This is a genomic window from Luteibacter sp. P1_D3 (assembly GCF_056406135.1).
This window is the reverse complement of record NZ_JBFUAT010000016.1, coordinates 21,385-40,172: the sequence shown is the minus strand read 5'-3', so window position 1 is coordinate 40,172 and position 18,788 is coordinate 21,385. Positions and strand designations below refer to the sequence as shown.

Below are 18,788 nucleotides of genomic sequence, written 5' to 3'. Positions count from 1 at the left end.
AGCCGATGACTGACGGATATATCGATCAAGGCACGAGCGCGCTTATTTCCGTGGGTGTGAGTACGCTGGTCAGTTATCTCGTTGCGAAACGAACTTCCCGAGAAACGAGTGCACAGGCTGCACTCACGGCTGCCAGGGACGCGGTGGGGTCGACCATTGAGCAGATCGCTCTTGCCGTGAAACGTTATTGGCGCGCTGATGGACAGGATCCGAAGCTAGAGTCCGACATTGCCAGTTTGTTTGACGCGCTCGATCTTAGACTCGACGTGCTGTTTGCCCACGCGATTCCCATCGTCTTGCCTGAGGTCGTTCGGGYTCGAATCGACGGGTTGTACACCCTGAGCACCGGCACGACCTACGCTATCGAGCGTGACCTGATTGACTCGGCCCCCCTTCCAACGGGACATTAGATCCTGGGGAAGGAAGGGACACCATGACTGACGACGACGCGATCTGGCTCGGCCGAGATGGCCAAAAATTCGGTATACCGAAGCGATCATTCGCCAGTGGCTCCGCACTGGGCAACTGACCAGCGATACGCTTGCATGGCGCGAAGGTATGGCGGCGTGGGAGCCGCTATCAGCGTTTTTCGCTGTAGACCCCGTCTTTGAGGGCTCTCCGCCACCGCTGCCAGGCGCAGCGTCGATGGCCGCCCGGCAGACACTTCCACCTCCGCCGTCGCTCCATTGGTTTTTGATCGTGCTGTTGGCCTTCTTTACCTTCGGTATCTTTCCGTGGGTGTGGATGTTCGTGCAATCGATCTGGGTCAAGAGGATCGACCCGTCGAATCGCGCAACGGAAATGTTCGTGGCGAGCATGCTCATCGGCGCGCTCGGTAGCCTTGTCGCGAGCGTGATGTCGCGCTCGATAAGTTATGCGCTGCTGCTATCGCTTACCGCCTTTGCCGTGCAGATCGCTGCCTATTTCTCCATGGCGAGGTCGATGCGTGAAGATGCGGCCCGGCGAGGCATCGCGTTGAAGATCGGAGGTCTCACGCTTTTCTTTTTCCAGATGCTCTACCTCCAGAGTCAAATGACCTGGTTGGCTCGCTGGAAGGAAACGGGGCAGACCGAGCCAGAAGCGTCCAAGGAAGTGTTCTGGTTGCTGTTGATGATCCCGACGTTCTTCGGGTTGATCATCGCCATTGGCATCCTCACGCGACATTATCGATAGATTGGTCCAATGACGAGCCGCACGGAGTCGGAGCCGTTTTCGGCACGGTAGGAGCCGATTCATCGGCGATAGGGTGCTCGCCGTAACCTTGCCCGCTGCCGCGGGATCGCCGATGAATCGGCTCCTACAAGTGCCGATCTCGTGGGGCCGGCTCCTCCCGGTTCGCAATTTCATGCCAGACTCGCCGCACACAGGATGGTGGGGAGTGGGGAAGGCATGATTGTGGTCTGGGCCATCATTGGCGCGATCGTCGGGGCATTGGTTACCCAGGGCTGGGAGGGCGCGGTCGGTGGGTCGGCGATCGGGCTGGTCTGGGGACGGATGTCGGGGCTGAAGCGGGACCTCGACGAGGTTCGCAGGCGGCTGGCGACGCTGGGGACGATCGCTGGCAAAGCCGGCTCCCCCACAGAGCAGGGGGTTTCGTCCGAGACGTTCCTGGATGAACGGGCTGAGTGGCCTGCGTCCGGGACTGAGGCTGCGCCTCATGCGGTGTCCGGACCTCATACGCCTATCGCCGACGAAGTCGGCTCCTACCGAGCGGCACCTGCTGTGCCTCCTGCCGGCACAGTCGGCTCCCACAGTTCTGCCACGCCGCCGGCCATGCCGCCGCTACCTTCGGGCGGCGCGGCGCCTGCGCCGCGGCCGATCTTTCCGCCGTCGGTGGTGCCGGCTGGGCCCTCCTGGGTCGAGCGGCTGGTGGAGGCGGGCAAGCGCTGGATCACCGAAGGCAACGTGCCGGTGAAGGTGGGCATGCTGGTGTTGTTTGCCGGCGTGGCCGCGTTCCTTAAGTACGCCTCGGACCAGGGGCTGTTCCATATGCCGATTTCCGTTCGCCTCAGCCTCGTGGCCTTGGCCGCGATTGCCGGTGTGGCGTTCGGCTGGTTGCAGCGCGATAAGCGCCGTTCTTTCGCGCTGGCGTTGCAGGGCGGTGCGATCGGCGTGCTGGTGATGACGGTGTTCGCTGCCTATCGCCTGTACGGACTCCTTCCGGCGACGGCGACGTTCGCCTTGCTCATCGTCTTTGTCGCTGGCCTCGGCGTGCTTGCGGTGTTGCAGGATGCGCTGGCGCTCGCCGTGCTTGGCCTCATCGCCGGTTTCGCCGCGCCGATCATCGCGTCGACGGGGCAGGGCAATCATGTGGCCTTGTTCTCGTATTACGCTGTGCTCAATCTCGGCATCCTCGGGATCGCGTGGAAAAAAGCCTGGCGCGTGCTCAACGTGCTCGGCTTCATCGCGACCTTCGGCGTCGGTACGGCATGGGGTGTGTTGAGTTATCGACCGGCCTTGTTCGCCAGCACCGAGCCCTTCCTGATCCTGCATTTCCTGCTGTACCTCGCCGTGCCCTGGCTGCATGTGCTGCGCTCGCCGAAGCGCGAGCGCGCGATCCTCGATGGTTGCCTGATGTTCGGCAGTCCCCTCGCCAGCCTGCTACTGCAAGGTGCCTTGCTCGACTGGGCGCCGATGCCGCTGGCGATCTCCGCCCTGGTCGCCGCGGCGATCTATGTCGCGATCGCCTTCGCTATCCGCCAGCGCGAGGACATGGGCCTGTTGCGCGAGACCTGGGCCGTGCTGGCCGTGGCCTTTGCGACGATCGCCGTGCCGCTTGCGCTGAGTGCGAGTGTCACGGCAAGCGTGTTCGCGCTCGAGGGTGCGGGCCTGATCTGGCTCGGTTTCCGTCAAGCACGACGTCTGCCACGCTGGGCCGGTGTATTCCTGCAACTGGCGGCGGCAGCGGCGTGGACCCTCGCCACGCTGTTCACGCATCACGCCAACGATCTGCCCATCCTCAATGCCGTGTTCATCGGCAGCTTGTTGCTGGTCGTCGGTGCCGGCATCGGCGTGTGGCAGTTCGACCGGCATGGCATGTCGCGTGGTGTCTCGGGCCTCGCGCGGGTGGGCCTGATGCTCTGGGCGATGGCCTGGTGGCTGGTGAGTTTCGCCAACGAGATCGATACGTTCGTGGTCGATCGTTCCCTGGCCTTCGGTTACTGGCTGGTCGTGCTCGCGGTGACGGCGTGGATCCTGGCCGAAGCCTGCAAGCGCGTGCGCAAGCTCGATCTGGGCGTCGTCCTCGCCTTCAGTGTGCCGTTCTTCCTGTTCGCCGGCATGTTGGTGGCGTTGTCCGCCGCGAATGAAAACATCCAGCCGCTTGCCGGTTGGCCGCTGGCGGGCGTCGTGGTGATGCTGGCAACGGGCTGGTTCACGCTGCGTGCGCTCGTGGCGCATCGGGTCGCCGCCGTGCTCGCCGCGACGATCGCCTGGGTACGTTGGCTCGCCATCGGTACAGCAGCGATCGTACTGGCTTTCGACTTCGCCACGACAATGGGGCAGGGCTGGAAAGTGCTGGCCGCCGCGATGCCGACCCTGCTGCTTGCGGCACTCGTTCTGTGGCGTCCGCGCGTCATCGCCGCGCCGCTGGCGGTCTATGCGGAGGCCATTCGCAACGCCGTCGGCGGCTGCGCGGCGGTGGCCCTGTTCTTCGCCGGCGTCATCGCCCTCGGCACTGCGGGGGAGCCGCGTCCGCTGGTGTTCATCCCCGTCCTCAACCCGGTCGATCTGCTGTTGATCGCGGTGATCCTGTTCACGGCGCGTGGCATCTCCGATGCGAGCGTGCCGGTCGAGGTGCGTCGCGTCCGGCCCGCCGTACTCGCCGTCATGTTCTTCATCGTCGCCACGAGCATGACGCTGCGCTCCGTGCATCACCTCGGCGGCGTGCCGTGGGACAACGCCATGCCGGGCTCGAGCCTCGCCGAGCTGTCGCTCACCGTGGTCTGGAGCATCATCGGTGTGGTCGCCTGGGTGCTGGGTTCGAAGCGCGGGCAGCGCCTGTTGTGGATGGCCGGTGCGGGGACCATGGCGCTTGTGCTGGCGAAGCTCCTGTTGGTCGATCGCGGGCATCTCGGCAATCTGTTCGGCATCGCCTCGTTCATCGCCTATGGCCTGCTCTGCACGGTCATCGGTTACCTCGCGCCCGCGCCGCCGCGGCAAAGCGCTGAAACCCCGCCGGAGTCTTCGCATGCGTCCTGACGTTCGCCACGCGCTGCTGGCCCTTGCCCTGGTGGCGAGCGGCGTCAGGGCCGCTGCGCCCACGGATCAATTCGCCCAGGCGTATCCCATCAAGGCGGCGCCCGGCGCGCCGGCCTATGTCGTGCCGCTGCCGCAAGACGCATACACCTGGACCCGGCCGGATAGGGCGCTCGCCGATGTCGTCGTCGTCGACGCGACGGGCCAGCAGGTGCCGTCGGGTCTCTACCAACCGCTGCAATCGGTGTCGCGACCGGTGACCCTGAGCTTGCCGCTGCTCGCCGTACCGCCGGCAGAGGCGGGGACGCCCGGACCGCGTATCGAGCGCAGCACCAACGGCGACATCGTCATCCAGCCCGGTAACGACAACGGGCCGGGACCGGTGAAGGAATGGCTGATCGATGCGCGCACGCCGATCAACCTCACGCAGATCACCTTCCCGCCGACCCAGGTCAGCGAGGGTGCGGATGCGCAGCTGGACAACGTATCGATCGATGTCAGCGACGATCTGCAATCGTGGACCAGCCTGATCCGCCAGGCCACGATCCTGTCGATGGGACGCGGCGGCAATGCCGCCGATGTCTCCACGGTCAAGATCGAAGGCGCCACGGGTCGCTACTTTCGTGTGCGCATCGTCAGCGGCAGCGTGCATTGGGCGACGGCGGGTGACGCGAAAGCGACCCTCGCCGGTCGCGTGGAAGAAAAACTCGGCGCCGACGAATCCGTGCGCCAGTGGCTCGATGTGCAGCCGACCCGTTCGACGTCCAGCGGGCAGGGCGTCGATTACGACTACAGGCTTCCCTCCGCGTTGCCGATCAACGCGCTGCGCCTGAAGCGCGGTAGCGACGCGGTCGCACGCGTGGATGCGGCGTCGCTCGAGGGCGATCACCTCAGTGAGTCGCTCGGCACGCTCGTCGTCACCGCGGCGCAGGGCGATGGCAGTACCACGCTCGCGATCCCGGCCGGCCGCCGCGATGCGCTACGCCTGCACTCCGCCACGCCGCTGCGCGACCCGCCGCAGCTCGCCCTGGGATGGGTGCCGGATCGCCTCGTTTTCCTGCCGGAAGGGCAGGCGCCGTATCGATTGCTCGCGGGAAGTCGCCTGGCCAGTCGGCCGGCCTGGCCCATCGCCGATGCCCTGGCCGGGCTGCGCAAGCAGCAGCCGGAAGGCTGGCGACCGACGGAGGCCAGCACGGGCCCGGGCGAACGCATGGCGGGCGACGACGCCCTCGCCGCGCCGGATGCGCCTTTCGACTGGACACGCGTGATCCTCTGGGTGGTGCTTGCCGTGGGCGTGCTGGTCGTGGGTGGCATGGCGCTGAGCCTGCTTCGCAAGCCGCCTGCCGGGCCACGTGAGGACCCTTGAGCGCGCGTGCACGGTGAACGCGCGATAATGCCCGTTCACCCTCGGCACCGAGTCCCATGTCTTTCCAGTCTCCCGGCCTTTTCGCCGAACCCGAAGCCCTGAAGCCCCTGGCCGAGCGCATGCGTCCGCGCAGCCTCGACGAAATCGTCGGGCAGCAGCGCGTGGCCGGCGAGGGCAAGCCGCTGCGTCGTGCGCTCGAGGCCGGCAAGGTGCATTCGATGATCCTGTGGGGGCCGCCCGGTTGCGGGAAGACCACGCTGGCTCTTCTGGTTGCCCGGTATGCCGACGCGGACTTCCGTGCGATTTCCGCCGTGATGAGCGGGCTACCGGACGTGCGCAAGGCGCTCGCCGAAGCCGAGGGCAACTTCGCGCAGGGACGTCGCACCGTGCTCTTCGTCGACGAGGTGCATCGCTTCAACAAGGCGCAGCAGGATGCGTTCCTGCCGCACATCGAGCGCGGCGTGATCATCTTCGTCGGTGCGACCACCGAGAATCCGTCGTTCGAGCTCAACTCCGCGTTGCTCTCGCGCTGCCGCGTGCATGTGCTCGATTCGGTCAGCCCGGACGACATTGTCGCCGCGTTGCGTCGTGCGCTTGCCGATAGCGAACGTGGCCTGGGTGATCTCGAACTCACGGTGGAAGAGGCGTCGCTACGCATGATTGCCAGCGCTGCCGACGGCGACGTCCGTCGCGCACTCACGCTGCTGGAAATCGCCGCCGAGCTGGCCGAGGGCGGCCACATCGACGACGCCACGCTCGAGCAGGTGCTCGCCGATCGCACGCGCCGCTTCGACAAGAGCGGCGAGCAGTTCTACGACCAGATCTCGGCGTTGCATAAATCCGTGCGTTCGTCCGATCCGGATGCCGCCGTGTACTGGCTCACGCGCATGCTCGACGGCGGCTGCGATCCGCTTTACCTCGCACGCCGCATGACGCGCATGGCCGTCGAAGATGTCGGGCTGGCCGAGCCCCGTGCGTGGCGCATGGCACTCGATGCGTGGGATACCTACGAGCGGCTGGGCAGTCCCGAAGGCGAACTCGGCCTAGCCCAGTTGGCGATCTGGCTGGCGATCTCGCCGAAGAGCAACGCGGCGTACATGGCCTTCAACAAGGCCCGCGCCACGGTGAAACAGATGGGTACGCTGGACGTGCCGATGCATCTGCGCAATGCACCGACCAAGCTGATGAAGGGCCTCGGCTACGGCACGGGCTACCAGTACGACCACGATGCCGAAGGTGGCGTGGCGCTGGATCAGCAGTGCCTGCCCGATGAACTGGTCGGCATGACGTTCTACGAGCCGGTGGACCGTGGGCTGGAGTTGAAGCTCGGCGAGAAGCTGGCGGCGTTGCGTGCGGCGCGGGCGGCGGCCCGGGAAAAGAAGGGCTGAGATCCTAAGGGACAGGGAATCGGTGTCGACAGGCCTCTACGCTGCCGATATGATCGCAAAAAATTGCGCCTCCCGACGAAACAGAAGGATCTGCACATGGAAGCGAAGCGACCTGTTCGTTGGTGGCGTCTCTGGGTCATCGGTTCCCTCGCCTGGACCGTACTGATCCTCGCCCTGGGGCTGCGGCATATGCCGTGGCCCAACGTGGACGAGCTTCGCGCCGAGCGCGTTACCGATTACTGCACCATCACGCCATTTGGTAAAGATCTGGTATTGACCCAGATGTATTCCGAAGCCAAGGTCCGCGGATTGTTGCAAGACCCGGACGCCTTCGCCGCCCTCATCAAGGAAGCCGGCAAGAACGACGGCTCGTCGGTGTCCCCCGAACTGATGAAGATGGCCGACCGCCGCCGGTTGACTCCCGATGAGCGGGAGGAGCGCGAATCGGAACAGATCAGAAAGTGGACGCCGTGGCTGCAGCGATGTGTCCGGAAGATGGATGTCGATTACAAGGCGCTGCGCAAACACGAGGCTCTTCTGGCGTTGGCTCCGGAGATCAAGATGATCGTCAGCCCGGTGTCGTTCTCCTTCCTGATCGTGTTGATCCTGTGGGTATGCCAACGGCTATTTCGGACGAGGTGAGGCGGGAGGCTCAGGCTTCTGAACGATCAGACCAACTCAAGGGCAGGGGAACTGATCCATCAACCGTTCGAATCTCGGCAGGTTCTTCTCGAAGTTCTTGCCGGTTGCCTTGATCGTCAGCAGGCACAGTAACGAGCCGGAGCCTTTGGTCGCGACGAGACGACGACGCATGGCATCGCCATGAGACACGTACGCGATCTCATACTGGACGGTGGGATGACCTCGCCACGTGCCGTGTTCGGGCACTGGCGTGGCTAAAGCTTGTCCGCCTTTTTTTGCCGAGCTGATATCGCCTGCGATCAAGAGGTCGATGAAGTCGTCCAGTGAGCCCGGAGGATCCACCCATCCGATCGACGCATCGATGGAGGCGATGACCTTGCCGTGCTTTTTCAGGCGTGCGGTGATCTGCTCCGAATAGGGTCGCTGGGAACCATCGTCTGGGGTCACTTCCCAGCCGGCAGGCCAAGGCAGGTCGATGGGCGGCAGCGTATCCGGAGGCGGCGTGCGGACGCGATGCACTCGGGGCTTCGCTACAGCTATGGGTGGGTGTGGCCTGGCATAGGCGCCGAGCATCTTCAGCCCGGTGATGACGGTGAGGAGGCTGAGGAGAATCAGCAGGGCCCACGCAGCGTATTTCATTCCATGAGCCCGTTGGTTTCCTTGGGTGTTCTGCCGGATCGTTGGGTCGTGCTGATTGGCATTCTGGATGCGTTGGCTATTGGGGGGATGATGGCTTTTTGAGCAGCGTCCAGCAACTCGCTCGGTCATGGCGAAGCCTCGGCGGCTGTCTCCGTCCGCAAYACCAGTATCCCGTCCAGATAGTCCGACCACGGAAGGGACTGGAGCCTGCTGTAGACGAAGGCGCGGCCCGGGACGTTGCCCAGCTGTTTCAGCGCGGTAGAAGAAAGGAAACGCGCATTGTCCTGGTTGGCACGCGACGCAAAAGCGAAMGCTTCGAGCGATCCTGAGGGTGGCGGGGCCAGCTCATGGATCGGACCACGGCCGCCGATCGTCCCGTAGCTCCCGCCGAACGCGCTGAATCCCAACGCATAGGCCTGGTTGCCCATGGTTCGGTGGACATAAGTGCCAAAGGACGTTGCCCCGTGGCTCACGCTATCGATCGGTGTCTTCGATGCATGCACGGATGCCGTCCAGACCACCACCTTGGTATCGCTCGGCCACTGCGAGACCAGCCATGTGAGGTTCCGATGCATCGCCCGGTCACGCGCACCTTCATCGGCGCCATGCGGGTCGATCGATTGCAGGTAAGCGCGGTACGAGGACACCATGGCCGAGAGGCGCGACGATGCGGGCCCCGACTGGAGTGCAGGCGCAGCGGCTACCTTGCGAAGGCACTCCTCCAGAGTGTTGAACGCCGCCTGGTCGAAGGGGTGCGCGTCGTCGTACGTCCATTGGTTGTGCCGCGTCATGGCCTCCAGACAGCGACGGCGATCTCCCTCGTCGAGCACCGCTGCAAATGCTTTCGGCAACTCGGCGGGCGAGTAGCGCGCACCGATGCCACCGACCTGCGGGTCGACGCCCGCAAGCCATACACGACCAGCCGATGCCTCTTTGAAGAGCCATGCCTGGAAGGGCTGGAAGACGGCATAGCGCGACCAAAGCGCACCGATCGCGCTCGATAGCTGGGATTCTGTCGCTGCGCCGTCGGCCAGTGAATGCTGAAAGTCGAGCATGTCGTAGAACTGGCTTTCGAACACGACACCGCGAAAACCGCACTTCTGAACCAGTATTTCGACAAGCTGTGCTTTTACGGCGATCGTTTGCGCGCCAGCGTGGTTCGCATCTTCGCCGAGGAACACGATCTTCCTTGAGCACATCTCGCGCACGACCGGCGCCAGCGCTTGGGTGGGCACGGTGGGCGGGGCGTCGGCTGCCCACAGGGAGCCGAATCCAATGCCGCAAAGGCAGAGAAGCACAAACAGCAGGCGGGCCACATTGAGTCCTAAGCAGGGTGGGATTGTCGCTAGCTCCTTATCGCCGATGAATCGGCTCCTACAGGGGGGCGAGGCATGCGAAACGGCAAGGCCGTGCGATTTGGAAAGCCGCACCCTCCCAAAAGGCCGATAGGCGACGCCCCGGTTCCGGACGTACCCTCGAACCACCTCGGCCACGGAGAAGGACCATGCGCATTGCCATAGCCGCCTTGCTTGGCGGGCTTGTGATGTTCCTCTGGGGTGCGTTCGCGCACATGGTCATTCCCATCGGCGAGATGTCGATGCGGGCACCGGTCGACGAAGACAAGCTCATCACGGCGTTGCACGAGAACCTGCCGGCCGAGCACGCGATCTTCGTGCTGCCGTATTTCGACATGGCCAAGGCCGACGATCCCAAGGCGAAGGAGGCGTTTTCCACGAAGGCCAAGGCCTCGCCCTTTGCCTTCATCGTCTATTCGCCCTACGGCCGTGACTATATGGAAATGGGCGCCAACCTGTTCCATCAGTGGCTGTCCGACACCCTGGCCGCCTTGCTGATCGTGCTGATCCTCGTCCGGTCCATGGTTAGTGCAGTTCGAGGGTTGTATGTCGGCCTGGCTTTTGGCGTGTTCGCCTGGCTCTCGCTCATGGTGCCGTTCTGGAACTGGTACCGCTTCCCGGCCGCGTTCACCGTCGGCACCCTGATCGAGCAGGCGTTCGGCTGGCTGCTTGCCGGTGCGGTGATGGGGTGGTGGCTCGGCAGGGGCGTGAAGAAGGGCTTCGCGGCGCGGTAAACAGGCTCCGGCGGGAGACAGGTAGGGTTCGCAAGGTGTTCCGCGCGTCGTAACCTCCACGGGACCGATCCGGAAGGACCCCGCGTTTGACACTCTTCGAAAGCCTCCTGCTCCTGCTCATGGCCGCCGTCGCGTTGATGCAGGTGGCACGACGGCTGTCCCTGCCGTATCCCTCGCTGCTCGCGCTGGCGGGCGTTGGCGTGGCGCTATTGCCCGGTGCGCCGGATTTTCCGATCGATCCGCGCACCGCGTTGCCCTTGTTCATCGCACCCGCCCTGATGGATGCGGCGTTCGATTTCCCGGTCGCGCGTGCGAAGCGCTTCTGGGTCCCGCTGTTTACCCTGGCCGTCGGTGGTGTGGTTTTGACGGCGCTGTTGGTCGCCTGGGCCGGTTGGGCGCTGGCAGGTCTGCCTTTCGCCGCGGCCCTCGTGCTTGGCGCTATCGTCGCGCCGCCGGATGCAGCGGCCGCGACGGCCATCCTTTCGGGCATGTCCATTCCGCGCAACACCGACGCGATCATTCGCGGCGAGAGCCTGTTCAACGATGCCGCGGCGCTGCTGTTGTTTGGCGTGGCGTTGTCGGTGCAGACGGCGGGTGCGGTGACCGCGCCACAGATCCTCGGCTTTGCACTGGCGGCACCGGGTGGCGTGCTGTTCGGCATGCTGGTGGGGTGGTTGTTGCCAATCGCCACGCGATACATCAGCGGCGCACTCGACAGCAACCTGTTCCAGTTCGTCAACACCTTCCTGGTCTGGATCGTCGCCGAACATCTGCATGTATCGCCTGTGCTCGCAGTCGTCGCGATGGCGATGACCGTGGCCAGCAGGCGTTCGGATCCGTCCTCGCCGCGACTGCGGGTGCAGTCGTACGCGGTGTGGGGCGCGGTGGTCTTCGTGCTCAATGTCACGGCCTTCCTCCTGATGGGCCTGCAGGCGCGGCGCATCGTCGGAGCCATGAGCGGCGAGCATCTTCGCCAGGCTTTGATGTTCGCGGGGATCGTCACGGCTATCGTGGTGGTCGTGCGTCTGGTCTTTGCGCTGAGTTTCAACCGCACGGTCGCCTGGTACCGGGTGAAGCGCGGACGGGAGTCGCCCGCCAGCTGGCAGCAGGCGACGCTCGCCGGCTGGTGTGGCATGCGCGGCCTGGTGACCCTGGCCACCGCTTTCATCCTCCCGGAGAACTTTCCGCAGCGCGATACGGTGGTGCTCACCGCGTTCGCCGTCGTGCTGGCGACGCTCGTCGTACAGGGGATGACCCTGGCCCCCGTGATCCGTCTGCTTGGCCTCGACCACCGCGCCGTCGGCGAGCAGGAGCTACGTGCGGTGCGGCTGGGGCTGGTCAAGGTGGCGCTCGAGCGCATGGCCGTCGAAGCGGACGAGGAGGGCAGGCGCCTTGCCGCGCTCTATCGTATCGAGGCCGATGCCTTCGACGAGCCGGCCCGTACCGAAGCCTTCGATCGGCATTGCGGGCTGGCCCAGGCGGCGGTCGCCGCGCAGCGCGTTGAGCTGGAACGCTGCCGCGTGGACTTCCAGTTGAGCGACGACGACTACAACTTCCTCCTCGAACAACTGGATTGGCGCGAACTCACCGTGCTTCCTGCCGAGGCGACACGCATCACCGGCGGCTAGCCGAAGATGCATATACGGCAGTAAGACGCAGTTCTCAGTTACGCCGTTTCCGTCGTGAAAATCAGGTTTTGGCCGATACGGCCGGTGGGGTGCGGCGACATACGGTGCCAGCACCAACCACCGACTGGAGCTCACGATCATGGCAACGACCCTCATCACCTGGCCGCCCGGCTCCGCGGACGAACCCCTTCCCGGCAGCGAGATATCGAAAGATTTTTCGCACGCCAGCCACCTCTGAAGTTCGTTGGGGAGTTGGCACTAGGGATTAATGGGGGTCCAGGATGTCTTMGCATGACCACACCACCGCCCTCCGTGGCGGTGTTTTACGTTATGACCGCACGCTGCCGCTGGCAGGGTGTCTTCCGTGATGCCGGTCACCGTGCTGCTGGCCGATGAGCAGGCGCTGCTGCGTGAGGGCATCGCATCGCTGCTGACCGCGTTACCGCGCTACGAGGTGATCGGCAGCACCGCCGATGGACGCGACTGCGTGCGTAGTGCGCTGCGCTGCCAGCCGGGCCTCATCGTGTTCGACTGCGCCATGCGTGGCCTCAGCGGTCTGGAGGCCATCCGCCGTATCGCACCGCGTTGCCCGCGAACACGATTGCTGTGCCTTTCCTCTTACGACGACTCGCGCTGGGTGCGCGCCGCGTTCGATGCGGGTGCACACGGCTACGTGCTCAAACGCGATGGCTTCGAGGTGCTGCACGAAGCGATCGACAGCGTGATGCGCTCGCGTTTCTTCATCAGTCCGGATATCGCCCATCTGCTGGTGGATGGCATGCGTCGAAGCAGCTCACCGTCGTTCGCGCCGCGTGAGCCTCTCAGTCCACGTGAGCGCGAAATCACCCAGCTGTTCGCCGAAGGACTCAGCGCGAAGGACATCGCATCGCGGCTGCACGTTAGCGTGAAAACCGTGGGCACGCATCGTGAGCACATCATGGCCAAGCTCGGTATCAACGGCATCGCGCAGCTCACGCGTTATGCCTTGCGCGAAGGCCTCACGGCGCTCGAACCGTGACGTGAAGCGATCAGGCATCGCACGCGCGGGAATCAGGTTTTTCCCGATCCCGCGCCTGCGGTGCCGACCGGATAGTGGCTCCACCAGGACCCACCACGCCGCACCGGGAGATCACTCATGGCCGACTTCACAAGCTTCTTTCCCACCTTGCTCAAGCACGAGGGTGGGTTCGTCAACGACCCGGCAGACCCGGGCGGTGCTACCAACAAGGGCGTGACCATCGGGACGTTCGAGCAGTGCGCCCAGCGCCTGCTCAACATTCCGCCCACGCTCGACAACCTGCGTGCACTGACCGACGCCCAGGCCGGCATCATCTACAAGGCGCTGTACTGGGACAAGGTGCATGGCGACGAGATCGCGCTGCAGCCGCTGGCGAACATCGTCTTCGACTTCCAGGTCAATGCCGGCGGCAACGCATCGAAGCTGCTGCAACGCGTGTTGAACACCCTCGGTGCTACGCCGCTACTCGCGGTGGATGGCGCGATCGGTGCCGGCACCATGGCCGCCCTGGCAAAGGCAGATAGCGTGGCCGTCTACACGGCCTATAAGCAGGGTCGCAAGGATTACTACACCGATCTGGTGAACAGGAAACCGAGCCTCGGCAAGTTCCTTAAAGGCTGGCTGGCCCGCGTGGATTCGTTCCCCGACCTGGCGCCTGCAAAGGGAGGCGTCTGAGCCATGGCTGCACAGACCTCCCTGAACACCCTGATCGAGGCCATTGCCGGCGCCGTCGTCGACGCGCAGGACCGCATCGAGCAACACCAGATGTCGCACCTGAGCGACTTCTTCGACGAAGACAACCGGCCCAAGAGCGTCGTCATCCGCATGCCGTCCATGCATCCGGATGCCGGCGAGGATGACGAGGACCTCTACCGCGCGCCGATCCTGCCGCTGGTCTCGACCAACGTGCTGCGCATCAAGGAGGTGGAGATCACCTTCGATGCCGACATCGGGCCGCTGATCGAGGGTGATACGCCGGACGACGACTCGACGTCGCAGCCGGGCTGGAAAGGCAAGCCCGCCTCGTCGCGACCGCATCTTCGCGTCGATCCGGCCGCCAGCGGCAAGGACGGCCAGGGCGGCGCGGTGCACGTGATGATTCGTGTGGAAGGCAGCGAACCCACCGACGGTGCGGCACGGCTGATGAACCACCTCTCACAGACCCAGGGGGTCTTCAAGACGTTCAAGCCGGGCGACTGATCCGTCGATCGCGCTGAACCGCGGTGCGCATCCCGCGCGGCGCGTCAAACACCATAAGGAGTCACATCATGGCTGACGAACTCGTCAACATCTCAAGCCAGTTCAAGGGTCTTCCCATCGCCGACCTGATCGGCTCGCCGCTCACCGCGGCGTGCGAAGCCCAAGTCAAGCTTGCCCAGGCCACCGCGGATTTCATCAAGGTCATCGGTTTCCTGCCGCCGGCCGCGAACGATGCGAATGGCGTGGGTGCCACGCGTACCGCGAGCTTCAAGTTCAAGCGTCCCGTCGACGACCCGAACGGCGCTGGCATCGCCGAAGAAGAGGTCGAGCTGGAAGTCCCGCTGCTGGCCATCGTCAAGGTCCCGAACCTGAGCATCACCACGGTGGACATCACCTTCAACATGGAAGTGAAGTCGTCCTTCAGCCAGACCGAGAAGGATTCCAAGAGCGGCTCGTTCGATGCGTCGATGTCGATCGGCTGGGGCATCTTCAAGGCCACCGCGAAGGTGTCCGGCGCGGTGTCGTCCTCGAAGGAGAGCACCCGCGCGTCGGATAACTCGGCCAAGTACAACGTCGCGGTTCACGCCGAAGACGGTGGCGCGCCGGAAGGCCTGATGCGCGTGCTCGACATCCTGCAGACCGCCTGCGCGCCCCGCAAGATCAGCGCGCCGGTGCCTGTCACGGATACGCCGGCGCTTGCCGGTGGTGGTGCGGCCGCCGGTGGCGGTGCCGCGGCTGGCGGTTAAGCGTTTCGGTCCCAACCCGGATCGCGGCGCCCGCGAGGTCGCCGCGATCCCTTCCCGGAGAGACACAGGATGTTCGACCTGACCGACGTGAAGTTCGTCAAACGCGTGGTTGTCGGTAGCGACAACCCCAACCAGATGAACAGCGAGGCAAAGATCGAGGAAGCGCGTGCGCTGCTCAATCGTTGCCTGACCGATTCGCCGCGCGGCTCCATCATCGCCACGGAAAAGAGCTTCACCATCCTGCAGATCGGCGAGCACCAGGTGGTGCTGCAGTGGATCTGCTACCACGTGGGTTTTCCACGCAAGCCGTCCTGGCTGGTTGGGGAGTAGGGCGATGGCCGTCTGCACGTTCGACCAACTGCTGTATGCGCTACGCGTGTCGGTGGAAGCGGCCAACGAAGCCTTGCGGCGGCGTCGCGCCTTGCACGTCGAGGCGGGTGACACCGACGACCAGGCCCTGCACGTGGAGATTCCGCGTGATCCCGGCCCGGATGCGCCGCTGGAACCGGTGGTGATACCGCTGCGTGCCTTTCGCGATCCCCGCGTGCCGCAGGTGACCGAGCTGTCCGTGGCCTTCGACTGCCAGCTGCGCTATGAGCGCGGGCCCTTCGGCGTCGACGAACTGGTGATCGACATGCGGCCGCCAAAGCGCAGCTGGTTCCGGAAAAAGCGGGTACATCACATGAGCATCAGTTTTCGCAGCACCGATGCCTGGCAGCCGCGGATCGTCCTGGACGATCGGGTGGTGAATGTGCCGGCTGAGGCGGGAGTGGGGTGATGGACAAGCTTTCGGGGATGCGGATGTCGGGGCCGTGGGCGAGGGCGGTGCTGGCGTGTGTGGATGAGGTGCCGGCGGGGACGATGCGGCGGCGTCGGAGGTGGGTTTTGGGGACGGTGCTTTTGGGGACGGTTCTGGTGGGTGGTTTTGGGGTTTTCGTGTGGGTCCGCTGGGTTGGGGGCTTGGGTTTGATTATTCATTAGGAGGGGGTTTTATGACTTCGAACGTTGGAAAAGCATCGCCGATGAATCGGCTCCCACAGGGGGCTAAAGCATCGCCGATGAATCGGCTCCTACGGGGGGCGATCGTGTTGGCTGGGGTCTGCCTGTTTTCCGGGGCGGCGGTGGCGGCGCAGCCGCAGGGGAAGTGGAGCGGGCTGGTGCAGCAGGCGAATTCGGACGTGAGCGCGCAGCTGGTGTTTACGCCGGACAAGGTGGACGTGCATTTCGACGAACCGTTCGCGTGCAACGTGCCGGCGAAGTTCCTGAAGGATGGCGATGCGGGCGCTGCCGTGTATCGCTTCGGTGTGTCGACGAACGGCGGGAAGTTCTGCCAGGACCTTCAGGGTCGTGATCTGACCTTCAAGCCGGGTAAGGACGGCCGCCTGGCGATCGACTTTGCTTCGGCCAAGACCACCTGGCACGGTGACCTGAAGCCGTCGTCGGCGGTTCCGGCGCAACCCTGAGGGAGGTCGCCTTCATGGACACCATGCTGCTCTTCACCCGCTTCTGGCTGCTGCTCGCAGCCGTGGGCGGCGCCATCCTTCCGGTGGCGCTGGGTAACGAGGCCTCGCGCAAACGTGCCGTCGTGCAGGTGGTGTGCGGGGCGATGATGGCCATCTTCCTCGCGCCCATGCTGGAAAGGCGTTTCCTTCCGGATTCGCCGGCCGAGATCCAGGCCGGCGTTTCCTTCCTCGTCGGCTGTTTCGGGCTTCGCCTGACGATGATCGCCCAGCGGCTGATCGACTCGCGAGGCGAAACGCTGGCCAACCGTGTCATCGACCGTATCGCTGGAGGCGACAACCCGTGAACGATGGGCTTTTTTATCTCTATGCCGACCTTTCCTGCAGCGCGGTCATGATGGTCTGCGGCTGCTGGTTGCTGACCGACCGGCATCTGGGTCGGGTACTGCGGGTGTGTCACGCCTTCATCGCCGCGGGAGCACTGGTGAACGTGCTGGGCATCGTCGCCGACCGGGTGGGCTTTCACGACATCAGCTATGGCCATGTCTGGCCTGGCGAGGTGATGACCAATTTCGGGACGGCGGTGCTCATGAGTAAGTGGGTATGGCGGTCGATGCGTCGTCGCCAGGGTGCACTCGGCGACGTCGTTTGAGGTCGGGCCGATGTTCTCGCGGGAAGTCCCCGCGTGCTATGCGAGCACGTCGGTGGCTTCCTAAAGGACAGGTAATGGCATTCAAGAAGCGGATTGCGCTCAGGCGGGTGTCTGTGTCGCTGATGTTGGCGCTCGCTTTTCAAGCTGCCGCTGCGGATCTGCCGACAGAAGTCCAGGCTCAGCTGCCGAGGGGATTCGAGATCATGCAGTCCCGGAGCGGGCCGCAACTTGGAGACCACCGGGAGAGTCTACTTGTCGTCGTGCACCAGGCCACCGATACCCGCGAACAGCCATCGCCGCGTCCGCTCCTCATCTTCGAGCGTCAGGGGGACGGCGCCTTCAGGCTTGTGGCGCGTAACGACACCGTCGTTCTTCGGGCCGATCTGGGCGGCCAATGCGATCCGTTCGAGGACGCCGACGAGGGACTTGCCGTTAAAGGCTTGTATTTCACCGTCGAGAACGCGGTGTCGTGCGGGAGCCACTGGTCGGATTTCGTCACGTTTCGCTACGACGCGAGCGCTGGCAAGTGGCTATTCAGTAGCGAGATCCTGACCTCGTCATTCCCTCTTGAGGGGAAGCCAGACAAGACTTCGGTGACACGGGCAAACAAGGCTAGCCCGGTCTCGTTTGCTGATTGGCGGTCCGAGCATTGACGGCGATAGCGTAAGCGTAAGTGTCGCTATCACCGGCGGTCCGGTACGAAGTTCACGTTCTCCGTTTCCTGCATGCGCTCATACCGAACCTGTGCCCTGTGATCCTTCACCAACAGGATGACTGACGCGAAGTACATCGCCACCAGCAGGAAGGTCACAGGCCCGCGCGTGTTCAACGAGTGCCCGGCCTCGCGCATCCAGCGCGTCAGCCAATAGGTGACGGGGATCGAAAGAAAGAAACCGAACATCCATGCCGATCCCCAATGACCGCCTTGTACATCGAACGAGCGCCAGAACAGCACCAGCGGCGACCAGCTGAGCGCCTGGACATTCGGGCCCTCGTCGTTGGCGCGGCTATGCAGGTCGACGGCACCGTTGGTCGCTACGTTGATGGACACGGCGAGTAAGGGCATCGCCGCGACGATGAGAAACAGCGGCCAATGTAGTGTCGGTTCGTCGCCTAACCTCAGGGCCAGCAATCCGATCGGGATGGCGAGGAGGTTCAGGAAGTTAGTGCGACCCAACCAGGTACTGCCGTTCCAGCGGCGCTCCGCCTCGGTATCGCCGAGCCGTTCGTCGGTGGCGAAGCTGGCGTTCACCCGGTTGATGTCCCTCTGGTCGAGGTCTTCGATGCCTTCAGCCCAGGTGTCACGCAGGAGCTTCTGCCCGAGCGCGCTCGGTATGTAGATCCGTTGGCCCGACTTGTCGTAGAGCCACAGTTCGGTCCCGCGTCGGGAGTCGACGTAAACCTCGCGCGCGCCGCCGATGTCCGAGCGCTCGATGCGGCGCGTGGAGACGGCGTCCTTGATCACCACCGCATCCGGCTCGATGACGATGTGCGACTGCAGGCTGTTCACCCCGTAGGCGGCGCAGCCCAGGGTCATCACGCACAGGCTGACGCCGAAGGGGGATACGGTCCGGTCGGTGGCCGTCCACCAGTAGTAGATGACGAAGCCGCAGGCGCCGAGCGCCATCAGGATCAGGACGCAGATAAAGAATTTGACGAAGATGTCCGGCCGAAGCTCCTCGGAGCGTCCCCCGTTCCCTGGTCCCGTGTGCCTGGCCATGCCCACCCCCATCCCTTGGTGGCCCGATCATACCGACCCGGCC

The 18,788-nt window shown here is 64.4% G+C and carries 20 protein-coding genes and 2 pseudogenes; 19 read left to right on the top strand and 3 right to left on the bottom strand.

Annotated features, from left to right (window positions below; all coding sequences use genetic code 11):
* The first annotated feature begins 5 nt into the window (after positions 1–5).
* The 6 genes from AC1DYM_RS12140 to AC1DYM_RS12115 all read left to right on the top strand — a co-directional run bounded on the left by AC1DYM_RS12140 (position 6) and on the right by AC1DYM_RS12115 (position 7,593).
* Positions 6–410: a hypothetical protein gene (locus tag AC1DYM_RS12140; RefSeq protein ID WP_477338595.1), complete on the top strand. Its 405-nt coding sequence runs from the start codon at positions 6–8 to the stop codon at positions 408–410.
* Positions 411–645: 235 nt separating this feature from the next.
* The gene (locus AC1DYM_RS12135) at positions 646–1,173 is read left to right on the top strand and encodes a hypothetical protein (protein WP_477338593.1); all 528 of its coding nucleotides are present in this window, start codon (positions 646–648) and stop codon (positions 1,171–1,173) included.
* Between the two features lie 600 nt (positions 1,174–1,773).
* Positions 1,774–4,200 carry a DUF2339 domain-containing protein gene (locus AC1DYM_RS12130; RefSeq protein ID WP_477338591.1) on the top strand — a complete coding sequence of 809 codons (2,427 nt, stop codon included), beginning with the start codon at positions 1,774–1,776 and terminating at the stop codon, positions 4,198–4,200.
* Positions 4,190–5,563 carry a DUF3999 family protein gene (locus AC1DYM_RS12125; RefSeq protein WP_477338589.1) on the top strand — a complete coding sequence of 458 codons (1,374 nt, stop codon included), beginning with the start codon at positions 4,190–4,192 and terminating at the stop codon, positions 5,561–5,563. Before AC1DYM_RS12130 ends, AC1DYM_RS12125 begins: the two co-directional genes overlap by 11 nt.
* A 56-nt stretch (positions 5,564–5,619) precedes the next feature.
* Positions 5,620–6,951 (top strand): replication-associated recombination protein A, encoded by a 1,332-nt coding sequence (locus AC1DYM_RS12120; RefSeq protein WP_477338587.1) that lies wholly within the window; start codon positions 5,620–5,622, stop codon positions 6,949–6,951.
* A gap of 96 nt (positions 6,952–7,047) precedes the next feature.
* Entirely contained in the window at positions 7,048–7,593 is a 546-nt protein-coding gene (locus AC1DYM_RS12115; RefSeq protein ID WP_477338585.1) for a hypothetical protein, read from the top strand.
* A 36-nt stretch (positions 7,594–7,629) separates the two neighbouring features.
* On the opposite strand, the gene AC1DYM_RS12110 is transcribed toward AC1DYM_RS12115, so the two are convergent.
* Both AC1DYM_RS12110 and AC1DYM_RS12105 read right to left on the bottom strand, forming a co-directional pair.
* Positions 7,630–8,361 (bottom strand): hypothetical protein, encoded by a 732-nt coding sequence (locus tag AC1DYM_RS12110; protein WP_477338583.1) that lies wholly within the window; start codon positions 8,359–8,361, stop codon positions 7,630–7,632.
* Positions 8,358–9,725, bottom strand: coding sequence for an erythromycin esterase family protein (locus tag AC1DYM_RS12105; protein ID WP_477338581.1), 1,368 nt, complete (start codon positions 9,723–9,725; stop codon positions 8,358–8,360). The genes AC1DYM_RS12110 and AC1DYM_RS12105 overlap by 4 nt, the downstream gene beginning before the upstream one ends.
* Positions 9,726–9,736: 11 nt before the next feature.
* Between AC1DYM_RS12105 and AC1DYM_RS12100 the strand changes: the two genes are divergently transcribed.
* The 13 genes and pseudogenes from AC1DYM_RS12100 (at position 9,737) to AC1DYM_RS12040 (ending at position 17,678) form a co-directional block, all read left to right on the top strand.
* Positions 9,737–10,321 (top strand): hypothetical protein, encoded by a 585-nt coding sequence (locus AC1DYM_RS12100; protein ID WP_477338579.1) that lies wholly within the window; start codon positions 9,737–9,739, stop codon positions 10,319–10,321.
* A gap of 86 nt (positions 10,322–10,407) precedes the next feature.
* A complete protein-coding gene (locus tag AC1DYM_RS12095; RefSeq protein WP_477338577.1) occupies positions 10,408–11,949 on the top strand; it encodes a cation:proton antiporter in 1,542 nt (513 codons plus the stop codon).
* A gap of 367 nt (positions 11,950–12,316) precedes the next feature.
* The gene (locus tag AC1DYM_RS12090) at positions 12,317–12,967 is read left to right on the top strand and encodes a LuxR C-terminal-related transcriptional regulator (RefSeq protein WP_477338685.1); all 651 of its coding nucleotides are present in this window, start codon (positions 12,317–12,319) and stop codon (positions 12,965–12,967) included.
* Between the two features lie 117 nt (positions 12,968–13,084).
* Positions 13,085–13,642 carry a glycoside hydrolase family 108 protein gene (locus AC1DYM_RS12085; protein WP_477338575.1) on the top strand — a complete coding sequence of 186 codons (558 nt, stop codon included), beginning with the start codon at positions 13,085–13,087 and terminating at the stop codon, positions 13,640–13,642.
* Between the two features lie 3 nt (positions 13,643–13,645).
* Positions 13,646–14,068 (top strand): annotated as a pseudogene (locus AC1DYM_RS12080) (DUF2589 domain-containing protein); the annotation flags it as partial.
* Positions 14,048–14,167, top strand: a pseudogene (locus AC1DYM_RS12075) (DUF2589 domain-containing protein); the annotation flags it as partial. The pseudogenes AC1DYM_RS12080 and AC1DYM_RS12075, both read left to right, overlap by 21 nt.
* 68 nt (positions 14,168–14,235) lie before the next feature.
* Positions 14,236–14,913: a DUF2589 domain-containing protein gene (locus AC1DYM_RS12070; protein ID WP_477338573.1), complete on the top strand. Its 678-nt coding sequence runs from the start codon at positions 14,236–14,238 to the stop codon at positions 14,911–14,913.
* A 69-nt stretch (positions 14,914–14,982) separates the two neighbouring features.
* Positions 14,983–15,243 carry a hypothetical protein gene (locus AC1DYM_RS12065; protein WP_046969269.1) on the top strand — a complete coding sequence of 87 codons (261 nt, stop codon included), beginning with the start codon at positions 14,983–14,985 and terminating at the stop codon, positions 15,241–15,243.
* A gap of 4 nt (positions 15,244–15,247) precedes the next feature.
* Positions 15,248–15,691, top strand: a complete 444-nt coding sequence (locus AC1DYM_RS12060) for a hypothetical protein (RefSeq protein ID WP_477338571.1) — start codon at positions 15,248–15,250, stop codon at positions 15,689–15,691.
* Positions 15,692–15,971: 280 nt separating this feature from the next.
* Positions 15,972–16,376: a hypothetical protein gene (locus tag AC1DYM_RS12055; RefSeq protein ID WP_477338569.1), complete on the top strand. Its 405-nt coding sequence runs from the start codon at positions 15,972–15,974 to the stop codon at positions 16,374–16,376.
* Positions 16,377–16,390: 14 nt separating this feature from the next.
* The gene (locus AC1DYM_RS12050; protein ID WP_477338567.1) at positions 16,391–16,720 is read left to right on the top strand and encodes a hypothetical protein; all 330 of its coding nucleotides are present in this window, start codon (positions 16,391–16,393) and stop codon (positions 16,718–16,720) included.
* Positions 16,717–17,025 (top strand): hypothetical protein, encoded by a 309-nt coding sequence (locus tag AC1DYM_RS12045; protein WP_477338565.1) that lies wholly within the window; start codon positions 16,717–16,719, stop codon positions 17,023–17,025. Before AC1DYM_RS12050 ends, AC1DYM_RS12045 begins: the two co-directional genes overlap by 4 nt.
* A 74-nt stretch (positions 17,026–17,099) precedes the next feature.
* Positions 17,100–17,678 (top strand): hypothetical protein, encoded by a 579-nt coding sequence (locus AC1DYM_RS12040; RefSeq protein ID WP_477338563.1) that lies wholly within the window; start codon positions 17,100–17,102, stop codon positions 17,676–17,678.
* 29 nt (positions 17,679–17,707) lie between these two features.
* Here AC1DYM_RS12040 and AC1DYM_RS12035 read toward each other — a convergent pair whose 3' ends face one another.
* A complete protein-coding gene (locus AC1DYM_RS12035) occupies positions 17,708–18,745 on the bottom strand; it encodes a hypothetical protein (RefSeq protein ID WP_477338559.1) in 1,038 nt (345 codons plus the stop codon).
* Positions 18,746–18,788 lie beyond the last annotated feature (43 nt).

Coding starts and splice junctions, on each gene's coding strand:
- AC1DYM_RS12135 (WP_477338593.1), top strand. CDS start 646: ATGGCCGCCCGGCAGACACTTCCACCTCCGCCGTCGCTCCATTGGTTT.
- AC1DYM_RS12130 (WP_477338591.1), top strand. CDS start 1,774: ATGCCGCCGCTACCTTCGGGCGGCGCGGCGCCTGCGCCGCGGCCGATC.
- AC1DYM_RS12125 (WP_477338589.1), top strand. CDS start 4,190: ATGCGTCCTGACGTTCGCCACGCGCTGCTGGCCCTTGCCCTGGTGGCG.
- AC1DYM_RS12120 (WP_477338587.1), top strand. CDS start 5,620: ATGTCTTTCCAGTCTCCCGGCCTTTTCGCCGAACCCGAAGCCCTGAAG.
- AC1DYM_RS12115 (WP_477338585.1), top strand. CDS start 7,048: ATGGAAGCGAAGCGACCTGTTCGTTGGTGGCGTCTCTGGGTCATCGGT.
- AC1DYM_RS12110 (WP_477338583.1), bottom strand. CDS start 8,361: ATGACCGAGCGAGTTGCTGGACGCTGCTCAAAAAGCCATCATCCCCCC.
- AC1DYM_RS12100 (WP_477338579.1), top strand. CDS start 9,737: ATGCGCATTGCCATAGCCGCCTTGCTTGGCGGGCTTGTGATGTTCCTC.
- AC1DYM_RS12090 (WP_477338685.1), top strand. CDS start 12,317: ATGCCGGTCACCGTGCTGCTGGCCGATGAGCAGGCGCTGCTGCGTGAG.
- AC1DYM_RS12085 (WP_477338575.1), top strand. CDS start 13,085: ATGGCCGACTTCACAAGCTTCTTTCCCACCTTGCTCAAGCACGAGGGT.
- AC1DYM_RS12070 (WP_477338573.1), top strand. CDS start 14,236: ATGGCTGACGAACTCGTCAACATCTCAAGCCAGTTCAAGGGTCTTCCC.
- AC1DYM_RS12065 (WP_046969269.1), top strand. CDS start 14,983: ATGTTCGACCTGACCGACGTGAAGTTCGTCAAACGCGTGGTTGTCGGT.
- AC1DYM_RS12060 (WP_477338571.1), top strand. CDS start 15,248: ATGGCCGTCTGCACGTTCGACCAACTGCTGTATGCGCTACGCGTGTCG.
- AC1DYM_RS12055 (WP_477338569.1), top strand. CDS start 15,972: ATGAATCGGCTCCTACGGGGGGCGATCGTGTTGGCTGGGGTCTGCCTG.
- AC1DYM_RS12050 (WP_477338567.1), top strand. CDS start 16,391: ATGGACACCATGCTGCTCTTCACCCGCTTCTGGCTGCTGCTCGCAGCC.
- AC1DYM_RS12040 (WP_477338563.1), top strand. CDS start 17,100: ATGGCATTCAAGAAGCGGATTGCGCTCAGGCGGGTGTCTGTGTCGCTG.
- AC1DYM_RS12035 (WP_477338559.1), bottom strand. CDS start 18,745: ATGGCCAGGCACACGGGACCAGGGAACGGGGGACGCTCCGAGGAGCTT.